Annotated in this window: 14 protein-coding genes and 2 pseudogenes; 6 read left to right on the forward strand and 10 right to left on the reverse strand. The window is 37.3% G+C overall.

Features of this window, described 5'->3' with window-relative positions; genetic code table 11:
- Nucleotides 1-233 precede the first annotated feature (233 nt).
- Together F972_RS02675 and moaCB are read right to left on the reverse strand one after the other, a co-directional pair.
- Complete coding sequence (locus F972_RS02675; protein WP_004681219.1) at nucleotides 234-1,478, reverse strand: molybdopterin molybdotransferase MoeA; 1,245 nt, start codon at nucleotides 1,476-1,478, stop codon at nucleotides 234-236.
- A complete protein-coding gene (gene moaCB / locus F972_RS02680) occupies nucleotides 1,478-2,398 on the reverse strand; it encodes a bifunctional molybdenum cofactor biosynthesis protein MoaC/MoaB (RefSeq protein ID WP_004681220.1) in 921 nt (306 codons plus the stop codon). Before moaCB ends, F972_RS02675 begins: the two co-directional genes overlap by 1 nt.
- A 126-nt stretch (nucleotides 2,399-2,524) precedes the next feature.
- Here moaCB and F972_RS02685 point away from each other — a divergent pair, with 126 nt between their 5' ends.
- The 3 genes and pseudogenes from F972_RS02685 to F972_RS02695 all read left to right on the forward strand — a co-directional run.
- A complete protein-coding gene (locus tag F972_RS02685; protein WP_004681222.1) occupies nucleotides 2,525-3,178 on the forward strand; it encodes a TetR/AcrR family transcriptional regulator in 654 nt (217 codons plus the stop codon).
- 33 nt (nucleotides 3,179-3,211) lie between these two features.
- The gene (locus F972_RS02690; RefSeq protein WP_004681224.1) at nucleotides 3,212-4,501 is read left to right on the forward strand and encodes a glutamate-5-semialdehyde dehydrogenase; all 1,290 of its coding nucleotides are present in this window, start codon (nucleotides 3,212-3,214) and stop codon (nucleotides 4,499-4,501) included.
- 212 nt (nucleotides 4,502-4,713) lie between these two features.
- Nucleotides 4,714-5,073 (forward strand): annotated as a pseudogene (locus F972_RS02695) (DDE-type integrase/transposase/recombinase); the annotation flags it as partial.
- Here F972_RS02695 and F972_RS16185 read toward each other — a convergent pair.
- From F972_RS16185 to F972_RS02705, 3 genes and pseudogenes are all read right to left on the reverse strand, one after another.
- Nucleotides 5,066-5,429: pseudogene (locus F972_RS16185) on the reverse strand (IS982 family transposase); the annotation flags it as partial. The pseudogenes F972_RS02695 and F972_RS16185 sit on opposite strands and share 8 nt — an antisense overlap.
- Before the next feature lie 97 nt (nucleotides 5,430-5,526).
- Complete coding sequence (locus tag F972_RS02700; protein ID WP_004755763.1) at nucleotides 5,527-7,284, reverse strand: ATP-binding protein; 1,758 nt, start codon at nucleotides 7,282-7,284, stop codon at nucleotides 5,527-5,529.
- 14 nt (nucleotides 7,285-7,298) lie between these two features.
- Complete coding sequence (locus tag F972_RS02705) at nucleotides 7,299-8,327, reverse strand: SIR2 family protein (RefSeq protein WP_228127548.1); 1,029 nt, start codon at nucleotides 8,325-8,327, stop codon at nucleotides 7,299-7,301.
- Nucleotides 8,328-8,535: 208 nt separating this feature from the next.
- On the opposite strand from F972_RS02705, the gene F972_RS15985 reads away from it, so the two are divergent.
- Nucleotides 8,536-8,688 (forward strand): hypothetical protein, encoded by a 153-nt coding sequence (locus F972_RS15985; RefSeq protein ID WP_010589242.1) that lies wholly within the window; start codon nucleotides 8,536-8,538, stop codon nucleotides 8,686-8,688.
- Between the two features lie 17 nt (nucleotides 8,689-8,705).
- On the opposite strand, the gene F972_RS02710 is transcribed toward F972_RS15985, so the two are convergent.
- From F972_RS02710 to glnA, 5 genes are all read right to left on the reverse strand, one after another.
- Complete coding sequence (locus tag F972_RS02710) at nucleotides 8,706-8,915, reverse strand: hypothetical protein (protein WP_004678037.1); 210 nt, start codon at nucleotides 8,913-8,915, stop codon at nucleotides 8,706-8,708.
- A gap of 95 nt (nucleotides 8,916-9,010) precedes the next feature.
- A complete protein-coding gene (locus tag F972_RS02715) occupies nucleotides 9,011-10,276 on the reverse strand; it encodes an alpha/beta hydrolase family protein (protein WP_004681231.1) in 1,266 nt (421 codons plus the stop codon).
- Nucleotides 10,277-10,384: 108 nt separating this feature from the next.
- A complete protein-coding gene (gene ubiA, locus F972_RS02720) occupies nucleotides 10,385-11,266 on the reverse strand; it encodes a 4-hydroxybenzoate octaprenyltransferase (protein WP_004678041.1) in 882 nt (293 codons plus the stop codon).
- Nucleotides 11,267-11,281: 15 nt separating this feature from the next.
- Nucleotides 11,282-11,773 carry a chorismate--pyruvate lyase family protein gene (locus F972_RS02725; RefSeq protein ID WP_004678044.1) on the reverse strand — a complete coding sequence of 164 codons (492 nt, stop codon included), beginning with the start codon at nucleotides 11,771-11,773 and terminating at the stop codon, nucleotides 11,282-11,284.
- A 125-nt stretch (nucleotides 11,774-11,898) separates the two neighbouring features.
- Nucleotides 11,899-13,314 carry a type I glutamate--ammonia ligase gene (gene glnA, locus F972_RS02730; protein ID WP_171055689.1) on the reverse strand — a complete coding sequence of 472 codons (1,416 nt, stop codon included), beginning with the start codon at nucleotides 13,312-13,314 and terminating at the stop codon, nucleotides 11,899-11,901.
- Nucleotides 13,315-13,933: 619 nt separating this feature from the next.
- Between glnA and F972_RS02735 the strand changes: the two genes are divergently transcribed.
- Nucleotides 13,934-14,518 (forward strand): anthranilate synthase component II, encoded by a 585-nt coding sequence (locus F972_RS02735; RefSeq protein ID WP_004681233.1) that lies wholly within the window; start codon nucleotides 13,934-13,936, stop codon nucleotides 14,516-14,518.
- On the forward strand, nucleotides 14,519-15,568 hold the full coding sequence (gene trpD / locus F972_RS02740; RefSeq protein ID WP_004681234.1) for an anthranilate phosphoribosyltransferase: 1,050 nt from the start codon (nucleotides 14,519-14,521) through the stop codon (nucleotides 15,566-15,568).
- The last annotated feature ends 7 nt before the right edge of the window (nucleotides 15,569-15,575 follow it).

Genomic DNA, 15,575 nt, shown 5'->3' on the forward strand with positions numbered 1-15,575 from the left:
TTTACTAAAAGTAATGGCAGCATGATTTAAATATTTAGAGCGGATTTATCACTTATAAAACTGAATTGAGTGGTCTAATTAACGGAACCACATCAATTTGAGCGATCTCAGTAAGAGTATTACTCAGGCTTGCTGCTGCGAAAAGTTTTACTGAACCAGCGTTAGACGAACTAATTGAACAAAGTGCTATAGATACCAATATAGTTTTTTTCATAATCCACCTCTACAAAAAATTATATAAAAATACCTTGTACAAGTTGTCCTGCTGCAACATTTGTATTAGGTGGAATTCTTACAATACAATTGGCTTGCATTAAATTACTAATCATATGTGAATGTTGTTTATTGAGACTTTTTACGGTTAATTTAGCTTGTTCAAAATGTGCTACCATTCTTAAAAAACGCTCCCTAGTATCTCCAACCAAGTCATGGCATATTTCAGCCTGAAACCATTTAGGTTGAGTTTTTTGACCTTGGAGGCTTGACAGTAAACATTCTGTATAAATCTGCATTCCTACATATACCGCAGCTGGATTACCAGGCAATCCTAGAAGATAGCAAGCAGATTGATTTGCTTTTTTAAATTCAGCAAATAACATTGGCTTTCCAGGTTTTTGTTTAACTTTCCAGAAAATTTGTTTAAAACCTAAATCTAGAGCAACTGGACGAATAAAATCATAATCTCCGACTGATACTCCACCAGTAGTTAAAATTAAATCATAATTTTGACTTAGATTATTTAGTAAAACTTTCAAATCTTCTTTATTATCTTCAACATGGTGTATTGTGACCTGTTGGTTACGCTGAGAAAACCACGTATAAATTAAAGGTGAATTAGCATCAAAAATTTTTCCTGAAGCTAAATCCAGTACACTTTCAGATACCTCATCTCCAGTAATAACCACTACAACTTTTGGATATTTATAGACAGTTACCTGATGAATTCCAGCCATACTCAAGGCTGCAATTCCACCGATTGATAATTTATCTCCTTGCCTACCTAAGCATTCACCGGCAGAAATTTCCTCACCGATGTCGCGGATGTTTGTATGTAATTCTAGATTTTCTAAAACTATAATATTTTTAGAATCTACATGCTGGACCATTTCTTGTGCGGCAACTGTTGTAGTCCCTTCTGGTATTTTTGCACCAGTAAAAATTCTTACGGCTTGACCTGTCTGTAATTTTAACTCTGTAGTTTGTCCTGCACGGATTTCACCTATTAATTTGAATTTAGTACCTACTTCAATATTAGAGTCACAGTAAAGAGCATAACCATCGACTGAGCTCTGAGGGAAAAAAGGAAGATTAACCTTCGAATATACACTTTTGGCAAGATAACGACTTAAAGCATCGGACAAATTAATATTTTCAATATCTAGAGGTTGTATAGTATCCAAAATTAAGTTTAAAGCCTGATCAACGGAAATTAAATTCTGACCTGAAATACAAGTATTCAATTTTGAATGATAGTTCATTAATAACCCCCTTGATGAGGAATATTATTTTGAATATCAAATAAATGTATTAATGCTGGTAAAATAGCTGTCAATGATTCAAGAGCCCCTTGTCTACTACCTGGTAATGTAACAACCAAGCTTTTATCAATATAGCCAGCAATTCCTTTACTTAAAGCAGCGTAAGGCGTTCTTCGTTGACCAAAACTGCGTGAAGCTTCCATTAAACCTGGTATTTCTTGTTGTAATAATGGTTTAATTGTTTCCACTGTTAGGTCTCTTTCACCAAAACCCGTTCCTCCCACAGTCAAAATTAAAGGATATAGATTTTGCTGTGCTTCAATTAATGCTTGAAGTTGTTCCGATGAATCAGGAATCACTTGAAATTTAATGTCATGGAAATTTGCTTTTTTTAAGATATCTACTACAGTCTTACCAGCTGTATCATTTTTTTTCCCCATTGAAACATTATCTGATAAAACAATTACAGATGCCTTCAACGCTTCTTTTAGCTCATATTTGAAATGAGATTTACCGCCTATTTTATTAAGTAATTTAATATGATTTACACTAAGCTCTTCTGGCTTGCAGTGAGGCTTTAACATATCGTATAAAGTCAAACCTGCTACACTCACAGCTGTTAAAGCTTCCATTTCTACACCAGTTGAGGCAATAGTACTAACTGTAGCAATAATTTCAACATGTGTAGCATATGGCTTAAATTCTAGATCGGCTTGATAAATGGGCAAAGAATGACAGAGTGGGATTAATTCATCAGTCTTTTTAGCTGCCATTATTCCAGCAATACGAGCAGTCTTTAGTGCATCCCCTTTGTCTGTATTCCCATTAATAAGCAACTCAATACAATGAGGTGGTGCATGTAAAATTCCTATAGCTTTTGCTTCGCGGTAACTGTCAATTTTCATCCCCACATCTTTCATTTTTTTATCCATCAAAATTTTAAATTAAAATGGCTATATATATTTAATAATATAGCTTGCTTGAAATAATATTACATATAACTTAGAATAAAAACAAACGTTTGTTTTGCCCTAAAGGATTATGTTATGAGTAAAAGTGCAGACAGAATTATCTCAAACTCAATTACGGTCTTTAGAGATAAGGGATTCAATGCTACTACTGTTGGTGATATTGCATCGGCAACTGGCCTTCTAAAGGGAAGTTTATATAGCCACTTTGCTAGCAAAGAAGACATATTATTAGCAGTTATCGATGCGGTGGAAGCAATTTTTTTTGAATATATTCAAGATAATGATTCCAAAGATATTCAAGAAATTTTAAGCAGAACAGCTGATTTTTTCGTACAACAACAATCTTGCCTAATGGCTAACCTTTTGGCTGAAAGTCTTCCCGAATCTGCACACACAAGAGTTATAAATTTTTTCGAGAATTGGAAAAAGCTTCTAATAAATTCGATGAATGAAAAAATAAATTTGGAATCCAAAAGTACTTTTGCTGAGGATGTGATTTCTTTGTTTGAAGGAAGTGTAATTATGATGAAGGTTTCAAAGAATCCTGATGCTGTTCATCGTTGTCTAAATACCTTAGTTGAAAATTATAACTCTATATCCGCCTCTACTCTTTCAATTGATGCTAAAAAAATTAAAGACTCATATGACTTTAGAGAAATATCTGAAAATGGTAATGACGACACCTTAGTGTGCGACATTTTTGATTTTGATATCTCTGAAAAGAAGTGACTTTTAAAACTCTATAATTGGACTTTAAATATTATGAACCTCATTGATGAATGTTTACCAACGTTAGTTAAAAATGCAAGTTTGCTATCAAAGAAGACCATTCTAAGTAACAAAGATAGAAACCTGATATTAAAGGAACTAATAGAGGAAATTAGAAATAGGAGTGATCAAATAATAAAAGTTAGTGAAGAGGATTTTGAAATTGCTAAACAGCATACTTCCGATGAGTCCTTACTAAACCGCTTAAAATTTGATAAATATAAAATAGATAGTTGTATTAAAGGATTAAATCAATTAATTGATCTAGATGATCCAATTTCCCAAAAGGAATTTGTAAGGGAGCTAGATGATGGCCTTACCTTAATCAAGCAGTCTTATCCAATTGGGGTAATTGGCGTTATCTTAGAAGCTAGACCTGATGCCTTTTTACAAATTGTTGGAATTGGGATTAAAACTAATAATTTCTTAATTATAAAACCGGGAATGGAAGCCCAAAGAACTTGCGGCTTTTTGATGGCAATTGTTCATCAAATACTTTCAAGAAAAAAACTACCTTTAGAAATAGTGACCCTTTTACATGCAAGATCTCAAATAGATCAATTATTAAAAGAAGATCAGTATATAGACTTGATTATTCCTAGAGGGTCAAAAAAATTAGTCGACTACATTCAAAATAATACAAACATACCCGTTATGGGCCATGCAGATGGTGTGTGCCACATTTATGTTGATCAAATTGATAATGTTCAACAGACTTTAAATATGATTATGGATTCAAAAGTCCAATATCCAGCTGCCTGTAATGCAGTAGAAACTCTTTTAATTAAGAAATCTATTGCTTCCGAATTTCTTCCCCAGTTAGTCAGTCAGTTAGATCAATCGCAAGTCAGTATATATGCAGATCAAGAAGTGTCTAAGATTGTTAATAGAGAATTTTTAACACCTGAATCATGGTCTATTGAATATGGTGATAAGAGTATTAATTTAAAAATTGTAGATGATACCAACGAAGCCATCAATCACATTAACACTTATGGGTCACATCATACGGACTCAATTATTACGCAAAATTCTATAAATGCTGAAACTTTCATGCGTCAGGTAGATTCTGCAAATGTATATCATAATTGCTCAACACGATTTGCTGATGGGTACCGTTACGGCTTTGGAGCAGAGGTTGGAATAAGTACAAATAAAGTCCTTCCAAGAGGTCCTGTTGCAATAGAAGGCTTAACCACTTATAAGTATCACTTAATTGGAAATCTACATATTGTTGATGATTATATTAAGGGGTTTAAAAAATTTAATCATTCTCCCCTTTAATATTATTGAATTGTATCGACTTTATCGGAGCTAAGTTTATTTAAGTTAGTCTGCATGATGGTTTCATTGTACAAAGTTATGCTTAAAAATTTATGCAGCAATACACTTCTTAAATGGAGAATCTTATAATTAAACACTAGTACTCTAAATGGCACTGTTGCAAATAACCACGAATGATAAGCTAAAAACTGTTTCAGCTAAAAGTGTAGCCTATGAATCCTTTCCATGGTCGGCATTTTCAGGGTGAGATCATCCTTTACGCTGTGCGCTGGTATTGGCATAATCCTACAGATCTGAGCTCATGGCATATTGATGAAACTTATGTAAAAGTAAATGGACGATGGTCTTATCTGTATCGTGCAGCCGAACAACATGGCTATACCATTGATTTTTACCTTTCATCTAGACGTAGTGCCAAATCAGCCTATTGTTTTCTTGGAAAAATTTTAAATAATATGAAGCAGTGGCAAATTCCACGGGTGATCAAGACGGATAAAGCACCCACATATGGAGGTGCTTTATTACGGTTAAAACAGGAAGGAAAATGTTCACCAAACCTTGAGCACAGGCAGGGAGGGAGTGTGATTGAATCAATAAATAGTGACTCTGACAGTCTTTCATTAAGGCAAAATGTAAAGCATGTAGTGCCAATCGATGTGCTCTGATGAGATAAACCATTCGTTGGTAACACGGTAAATATCAAAAGTGTTGACTATGATTGTGCTTTAATGAAAAGAATAATGCTTTGAAGTTATTTAAATTACAGCATTTAGACCAAATAGCGATAAATACAATTTCTGAAATTTTCAATTGAGAAGACTGTATTCTAAAACGCTTGTTGCTGTCTTTTAAAAATTCCCAAGTAGGTTGCTTCAAATTTCTGAAAAAAGTCATCAATCATGCAGAAGAAATATGTAAAATCGAACATGGTAGTTGAAGGCGTAGGTTATGTGGTAACTCCCTAATTGTTTTCAGCCACCTTTTTTTCAAGTCAATTTCTTATGCGCGATTCAGGTTATATAGATTTAATTAAATTCTTGCATAGTCTGTTTCCTCCATCCATCAACTGCAATATTATGTTTTCCTATAGAGAGATCAGTTGACCATTTTTCCCAAAAATCGACAGTGCCACTATTTGGTCTTTGAGAAGGTTCAGAGATTCTAATTCGTGTTGGTAATAAACTAGCATCTCCTACTACTAGAGCTTCACCCGTGTCCAATACGGGTAGTAAATCTCCAAAGCTACCCAACCCATCAGGAAGCAGTCGTCGCACAACAGCTTGATCATCACCATTGGTCAAACGCATTGCTATCAAGTTATTACACTGACTTAATACCGTTCTATTGACCTCTGATGGGCGTTGGCTAATAACCACTAAGCCCACGCCATATTTTCTACCTTCCTTAGCAATACGCTCAAATATTTCAACAGAAATTTCATTAGCACTGCCTGATTGATGGCGCTCAGGAATATATAAATGTGCTTCATCACAAAAAATTGCAATAGGATGTCTATAGCTAGACTCAGTCCATTGTTGAACAAAAAATATAATTCGAGCTACTAAACTAACTATTAAGGGTAATATATCGGAAGGGACTTCAGAGAAGTCTATTATTTTCACCCCTCCTGTTTCACTTAGCTGGTCTTTTGTTCCAGCAATTAGGGAAATAACTAGTTTCTCAAGCCATTCAAAGCACATTGTTTCCTCAGTGCCTTTAAATATAAATCCTAATCTTCTATCTGTAAGCTTATTCTCAAGCCGTTGAATTAATCTGCTTAACTTTCCATTAAACTCTCCGGCTTTTTCAGTTCCAGCTCTCACACCTGCTACCATTTCTGTATTTAAACTGTGAAGCTCTTGTATAACTTGATTTATGCAGAATGGAATTGGACTATCTATAGTAAAATTGGCTAAAATTTCTGTATGACCAGTGCTTTCTAAATATGTTCTTTTTGCGTTTACTATAGCTCTTGACATTATCATAGTCTGATTAGGTGCATTCTGATCACTTCTATCAACGAACATTGATGTCATAGCTTCATAACCAAGAAGCCAATAAGGAAGAAATAAAATTCCTTTGTCTAACTTTCCGGACTCCAAATCATTTGGCCCTGCAATTTTGTAGTGATTAAATCCATCGCCTTTTAACGGACTATATTCACCATGAATATCAAAAACTATTGCATTAGCATTTTTTAAACCAGCAACCTGTTCTAATACCCGTGCAGTTGTCCATGATTTACCTGAACCTGTACTACCTACAATAACGGCATGACGTTGAAAAAATTTATTTCCATTAAGATAAGCATCAGCTGCTTCATCCAAAGTATAGTGCCCTAGAGATAATTTCTGTGAATATCCAGATATATTGGCAATAACACGCATAAAGTTAGTTAATCTTTCACCCTCTAATGAAAAACAGTTAGCATCAATTTCAGGTACGGTTTCTAGAGTTCGATGAAATACATTTTCCCTAACACCTAAACGATCAATTAACGTTCCAATTAATGCTATTTTAACTACATTCTTTTCACTTATAATATTATCTTCATCATTTTTGTTTTTCTCATTAAAGTCCTTTATATCAATTGCTGTTCTCGTAATTTTTTGAATTATTCCTATTAAATGTTGACCAGCTTTACTACTTTGAAGTACTGCAAGTCTATTTACTTGTAACTTTCTAAGTCTGTCTACATCATCTACTTCTACAACAACTGTCATAGTATCAACTGTTCTAACACGACCTAATGCCTCACTATCGTCGTACTCTAATATTGCCATTTTGTTATTCCCTCTTATTGAATTAATTTTAAAAAATTTTCAAGTTGCCAATAAGCCAATACATTTTTAATTTCGTTACCATTCGGATATTTATTTGAATAAATTTTTATACCTTGAGTAGCTTCTTCAATGGCAATGTATTTTCTACATTTACCACTTTTAAAGAATGCATGAGCTGTTGAACTGATTTCTTTCGTTATTAATATCAGGGGTACATCATCACGTTGACATCTTTCGATAAGGCGAGATTGCAAATGTCTATCATTAAATCCATAGCCGATACATAAAAACGCTGAAGCATTTTGAGTCGCAGCATCAGCATTATGCATTGCACTTCTGAAAGGCTCATCATGAGTAATTCTATATTTTTCAATACCTGGAGTTACTATTACTGGTAATAAGCCACTGGGAGGCTCAAGCATAGGAGGAAGTGATACCACCACTCCAGCGGGGTCACGAAACCATCCAAATGAACCATGCACTTTCCAAACATTAACTGTCCGATGTGGCCTACCATTTAATGTTATTTTTGGAGGGATAGTGACTGTTCTTTCTCCTAAATATCCAAAACTAAATCCGGTATAGGTTGCATAACCAGCTGCTTCAGCTGCATATTCTGCTAATCTGTCATAGTTTGGTGTAACAACATGAATTTCTCTGTTAACACTACCAAACATATATCTAAATAAACGACTTAAAGGTAAAAAACGCCTATCCCTAATTACTTGATGATAGATATTTAAATCTTCAGAATTCAAAAAAGCCCAAGTAGTTGAAACTATATGATCAGTAACTTCATCAGTTGCTGATATATTTGTTAATGCCGACTCAAGATCTTCAATTTTCAATCGTTCTAAAAATTCTTGCCAACATTCCTTATGTTTATCATCTTCACAACTTAGTGGAAGAATAGAATTTTGTAAATGTTCCCCTAACAACCCCATGCCAGGAATTCCATGTGGGACAGAAGCTCCACTTCCCAAAACAATAACAGGGTTTTTACTCATATACTCCTGCACTAGCCTACATAACTCGTCTTCCACGTTTACCCCAAATATTATTAAAAAAAATTTAATGGTTTGTTTGCTAATTAATTTGAACAATAATTTTCAAGTTAAAATACAATATCTATATGATTAATTTATATAAAACTAAAATTTATACAATACATAAAATTATAAAAATTGAACTTAAAGCAATATTACAGTTTTGTATTTGAGAAAAAATAGTAGTTACAATCATTGTTCTTATTTGACAACCATTTTATTAATTAGGAAAACAAGCCATATTGGAAAGGAACTGGAAGACCAAAAACGTGACCGTATGCTGAAAGAGGCAGGCTATCGGGTACAACGTTATACGCAAATTCCATCCATTAAACAGTTACAGATGGATATTCGCTGATTTAATGATGCGTAACATTACTGCTCTGTTTTTGCAGCTTGCTCGGCCTTTTTCTGCTCTTCGAATTTCTTGGCAATTTCAGCATGTTGCTGGTCATATTTTTTCTTTGTTTCCGCATCACTCTTTGCAGCAAGAAATGCCATACCTACAATAAAAATTGGAATTGCCAAACCCAAACCCATCAACAACCAAGGTATCGACTTTTTTTCAACAGTTTTTTGACTCATGGATTATTCCAACTTAAGTTGCAAGCTTCAAGGAGTGCAACAATATAACAAAAAAGAGCCTCTATAAAGAGACTCTTTTTTTATAGTTGATTGGCTTATTGAGCTGGCATATAAAGTTTAACAAAGTCCCTTAACTGCCCAGTTTGTGTTGCATAAAGAATTGCACCTGTATGAGAACCATTCACCACAGGAGCACTTGCACTTGGTGCAATTGGCACTGGAATCATACTGACATTTGTACCTGCTTTTGACATTTTATCGTACAGATCATACGTCACAGTATAAGGTACATTGGTATCATAAACCCCTTGAACGATCAGAATTGGTTTATTCAGTTTTTTCGTTGTTGGCTGGCTATAGTCGTTGAGGAACTTCTTCACAACCTCATCTGTTTCAAACTCTTCCCGATTAATTCCTGGATAGTCTATAACTTTCTTGTCTGGATTCGCTGCTATAAAGGCTTGAATATCTTTGCTGTATTCATCCTGGATTTCATCCAGACATTCAGTTTTTGCCAAATCGGCAATGGTCTTGGCTTTGGCACTACCAAACATATTCTGGTAATTGAATGTTGGCTCATAAGCTGTAATTCCAACCCCAGCCAATGCGGCATAAGACAACAATGTCGCATAGGTTTCAATCGCAACAGGCTGTGACAAGCCATTGATTGCAGCAGGTGCAACATTCAGGATAATTTCGCCTAAGCTTGATGCTGGTGCACCAGCAACCGCACCTTTATAGCTTACATCTGCATTGGCATATTCAGCAACACCCAATGAAGCCTGTCCGCCTTGTGACTGGCCTACAGACATCCACGCGCCATTCAGTTTGGTGCCATAATGCTCTTTGGCTGCTTTCACTGCATAGATTGCAGATTTAGCCTCGCTCGGCAGGTTCAGGTAAGGATGTTCACCTTCTCCTCCTAAGCCCTCATAGTCAGGCGCCACGATTACATAACCCTGACCCAATAGCTCCTTGGCAATATAGTCATTGAATCGATCACCCAATCCTGCATTGCTTGGTGCACATTTATCAGCTCCACCCAATGTGCCATGCGTCCATACGATCACCCGATAACCATCTTTAGGTGGAGCAATCGTTGGAAAATAGACAAGCGCTGAGGTTTCAACAGTCTTACCCAAAACGTTTGGCATTTTATATTTAATGACTTTAACCGAACTCGCTTCAGCCACATCTTTCAAAGTGTCTGCTTCATTTACATACGCTGTTTCTGAAACATAAGATGATGGTGTAGAGGGTTGTGAATTATTATCACTACCGCCGCCGCCATTATTACATGCAGTTAAAAATAATGAAGCTGTTAACGTAGAAATTGCTAAAGTAATATTAGACCGTTTCATAAAATATCCTTTTAGTCCTTGTCTTTTTTATACATGACGCTACACGCCATTCTATTAATACATAAAAAAAGTGCCCTGCATAGGACACTTTTCTATTCATTCATTATTTCAGCTTATGAATTCTAAAAAAATTCCGATAAAAATAATCATTCCAACCCAACGATTGTGACGGAATGCCCAAAAACAGATTTGAGGGTTCCGATCTTTTGTTTTGAACGCCTGATAAATAAAATCTGCCGCAACCACAAGCAATGCAATCAGCCCAAAAGGAATTAGAATATTTTCCAGATAAAATGCCGTCCCAATCAATCCAAGACTAATTGCCTGTAACAAAGCAATAATCTGGATATCGTAACGGCCAAACAGAATGGCCGTCGATTTCACCCCAATTTTCAGGTCATATTCACGATCAGTAATCGCATATTGAGTATCATAGGCCACTGTCCACGCCAAATTGCCAAAATATAAAAACCAGCAGGTTAAATCAGGTGTTTGCCCTACTGCGGTATAGGCCATGGGAATTGACCATGAGAATGCAGCACCCAAAAATACCTGAGGTAAATGGGTATAGCGCTTCATAAAAGGATACATAAACGCCAAAAACAATGCACCAAATGACCAATAAAAAGTCTCTAAAGGCAAGAACAACAACAGACAGGCACTAGCCACAACCAATCCCAAAAATACAAAAACTGCCTCACGGGCACGAATAATCCCTGTGGCTAAAGGACGGGTTTTGGTGCGTTCTACATGAGCATCGACTTTACGGTCGGCAAAGTCATTAATGGCACAGCCTGCTGCACGCATAAAAATCACGCCCAGCGTCATTACCAGCAGGATTTTTAAATCAGGAATACCTTTAGATGCAATCCATAACGCCCACATGGTGGGCCAAAATACCAGTTCCGTACCAATCGGCTTATCAAAACGGCAGAGATAATAATAGGCTTGCAGACGTTGTCGCCATGTGGTGTGTTGCACTGTTTCCATGCTGATTCCTTAGAGTCAATGCTGACGAATAAACTGTTCAAACGCTGGCAGAAATGTTTCCTGCACAATAAATTTGCAGCCATGCCAAGTATAGCAACTTTGTCGTGTCCAGCCCTCTTCCAGATGAATCACACGTCTTTCGCAAGCTGGATTGGTTCTTTGAAATAAAAACCAGCCAATCGGCTTATTACCAATATGTTGAAACAAACGGGCTTTTTTTTGCAGACTTAGAATTGGAAATATACTTTTAGCTTTTACCCATGCCTGTTCTTCACAACCATATAAATTGGTTTCTCGTACCCATGCAAGGTGATGGTATGGCATCTTCATCCATCGACTATCCGCAAGCGTTAAACGTTGGTACTGTTCTTTGATGCGTTCAACATGAAACTCACCACCTGCCAAATCTGTCAGTTGTTGAGTGAGTGAACCTGAGGCATACAACCATTTTTTTAATTCAGCAGGAAGCTGTTGTTCCCTTGTTCTGTTTGGTCGTAAATTTCGCATGCTTGGCTCACTAAAAACATCGGGATTAGTTTACCTGAATTTTTTATTAAAAATGTATGAAATTCAAATTGAAACAGAAACATAAAAAAAGTCCGCCGAAGCGGACTTTTCTGATTTTGGATGTATTACAGGCTGTAGTACATATCAAATTCAACTGGGTGAGTCGTCGTATTAAGACGACGTACATCTTCAGTTTTAAGTTCGATGTAAGCATCTAACATTTCTTTAGTGAACACACCGCCTTTTAATAAGAACTCATGATCCGCTTTAAGAGCATCAATCGCCATTTCAAGGTTGTGAGCAACTGTTGGGATTTTTGCTTCTTCTTCAGGAGGAAGATCATACAAGTTCTTGTCAGCAGCTTCACCTGGATGGATCTTGTTTTGGATACCATCAAGACCAGCCATCAACAATGCCGCAAAACCTAAGTATGGGTTCATTAATGGATCTGGGAAACGTGCTTCGATACGCTTGCCTTTAGGGCTAGAAACGTAAGGAATACGGATAGAAGCAGAACGGTTACGTGCTGAGTAAGCAAGCATAATCGGAGCTTCGTAATGTGGAACTAAACGCTTGTACGAGTTTGTACCAGGGTTGGTAATTGCATTCAATGCACGCGCGTGTTTGATGATACCACCAATGAAGAACAATGCCATTTCAGATAAACCAGCATATTCATCACCAGCAAACAGGTTCTTGCCATCTTTAGAGATAGACATATGAACGTGCATACCAGAACCGTTATCACCTACCATTGGCTTAGGCATGAATGTAGCAGTTTTACCATATTGATGAGCAACGTTCCAAACTGCATATTTGAACTGCTGAACTTCGTCCGCTTTACGAACCATGGTGTTGAAGCTCACACCAATTTCTAATTGGCAAGAAGCAACTTCGTGGTGATGTACTTCTACACGACCAGGGCCCATGATGTCTTCGATACGTGCACACATTTCAGCACGCATATCTTGATGAGAATCAACTGGAGGAACTGGGAAGTAACCGCCTTTCACACGTGGACGGTGACCAGAGTTACCAGCTTCATAATCTTTACCAGTCGACCATGCAGCTTCTTCAGCGATCAATGTGTGGCGAGCGCCAGACATGTCGATATCCCACTTCACTTCGTCAAAAACGAAGAATTCTGGTTCTGGACCAAAGAATGCAGTATCACCGATACCAGTAGATTTTAAATATTCTTCAGCACGACGAGCAATCGAACGTGGATCACGCTCGTAACCTTGGCCAGTAGATGGCTCGATTACGTCACAAGTCACAACAACAGTTGGCTCAGCAAAGAACGGGTCAAGGAAACCTGTTTCAGCATCTGGACGTAAGATCATGTCAGACGCTTCAATGCCTTTCCAACCAGCGATTGAAGAACCATCAAACATTTTACCGTCTTCAAAGGTATCTTCATCAATGGTGTCAGCTGGGTAAGTTACATGCTGCTCTTTACCCTTAGTATCAGTAAAGCGAAAATCGACCCATTTTGCGCCACTTTCTTTGATGAGTTGAAGGACCTTGTTCGCCATGCTCATTTGCTCCAATGAAATTTTTGTGCACCTGTTAAGTGCGTGTTAGTTGTTGATGTATAATTAGCAATTACCATACCAACAATTTTAAAGCATACCTAAAACATTGAAATTCTTTGCAGAAAAAATGCTTTAAGCTCCATGTCCCATGTCTACTATAATGTTTGCTTTCACAAATGCACCATATTTATACATTTCCACCTCAGCTCGTCTCCAAAACAGACACAATGAACCAAAACAGTGCAAAACATATAACAAAGAACCAATCTAGTGCCAATTACGCCATCTTTGGATGGTATAAATTGGCTTTTTATATCATTCTTTTCAGTTTGATTCCAATCAATTCAATTCGACTTTCAATTCAGGTGTGCCATTTTTTACTAAACCCTTAAATTAAAAAAGTTTATTCTGCATTTTTCTGTCTTTTATTTACACGTTTTTATCCTCATCCAAATCATCATTACTCGAAATATTCAGCATTGCCCATTTGTTTTTTGCTATGATTATTTTCCTCTATCATGAGTGAATATTTTTATTCGTTATAGCGATTAAAAATAAGACAAGCTGATAGATTTATTTAAGATCACAACACAATAAAGTGTACATTTTTCAAAAGGTTAAAGTCATGCTTCTGATGATCGACAACTACGATTCTTTTACCTACAACATCGTTCAGTACTTTGGCGAGTTGAATCAGGAAGTAAAAGTTGTTCGTAATGATCAAGTCACATTAGAGGATATCGAACGATGGCAGCCTAAATATCTGGTGATTGGTCCTGGCCCATGTTCCCCAACTGAAGCAGGAATTTCCATTCCAGCCATCAATCATTTTGCAGGAAAAATTCCCTTGCTGGGCGTTTGTCTAGGGCATCAGGCGATTGGTCAGGCTTTTGGTGGCAATATTATCCGTGCCAAAACCGTGATGCATGGTCGTTTATCAGATATGCACCATAGCAATAAGGGTATTTTTAGCAATTTACCCTCGCCTTTTGCTGCGACACGTTACCATTCATTAGTGATTGAACAGGAAACACTGCCAGATTGTCTTGAAGTGACCTGCTGGACCAATCAGCCAGATGGCACGATTGAAGAAATTATGGGTGTAAAGCATAAAACACTTCCTGTTGAGGGGGTTCAGTTTCATCCAGAGTCCATCCTGAGCCAGCATGGACACCAGATTTTTAAGAATTTTTTAGAGATTTATGCATAAATGAACATTCAACAAGCATTGAATCATATTACCAAAAACATTCATTTGACCCAGCCGCAAATGGAAGATGTCATGCGTAGCATTATGCAGGGTGAAGCCACCGACGCCCAGATTGGCGCATTGATGATGGGCCTACGCATGAAAGGCGAAAGTATTGATGAAATCACGGCTGCGGCACGGATTATGCGTGAGTTTGCCATCAAGATCGATGTCAGCGATATTCCCCATTTGGTCGATATTGTAGGAACAGGTGGTGATGGCCAAAACCTGTTTAATGTCTCCACTGCCTCAAGTTTCGTGATTGCTGCTGCGGGTGCGACTATCGCAAAGCATGGCAATCGAGGTGTGTCCAGTAAATCTGGTTCATCAGATGTATTGGAACAGATGGGTATTCAGCTTGATCTGGATATGCAACAGACTGAACGTTGCATTCGTGAAATGGGTGTGGGTTTCCTGTTTGCACCGAATCATCACAAGGCCATGCGTTATGCTGTGGCACCACGTCGTGAACTGGGTATTCGTAGTATCTTTAATTTATTGGGTCCTTTAACCAATCCTGCTGGTGTCAATCGTTTTGTCATTGGCGTGTTTTCTGATGAACTGTGTCTTCCAATTGCTGAGGTTTTAAAACAGCTGGGAGCAGTACATGTCATGGTGGTGCATTCCAGAGACGGTCTGGATGAAATCAGTCTAGCGGCACCCACCACAGTGGCCGAACTCAAGGATGGTGAAATCACTGAATGGACGATTACTCCAGATGAAGTTGGAATTCCATCACAGACACTGACGGGTTTGGTTGTGAACAGTTCACAAGAAAGCTTGCAGTTGATTAAGGATGCTTTGGGCCGTAACAAATCAGAAATCGGTGAAAAAGCAGCCAACATGATTGCACTGAATGCAGGTGCAGGTATTTATGTGGCAGGCATGACCAAGACCTATAAACAAGCCGTTGCGCTGGCGCAGGATATTCTCTATGGCGGACAGGCCCTGGAAAAAATGAGTATTCTGGGTGAATTTACCAAAACATTGAAACAATATCAGGCAGACTAAGGATTTC

This window comes from Acinetobacter sp. CIP 102529, assembly GCF_000368325.1.
Taxonomy (GTDB): domain Bacteria; phylum Pseudomonadota; class Gammaproteobacteria; order Pseudomonadales; family Moraxellaceae; genus Acinetobacter; species Acinetobacter parvus.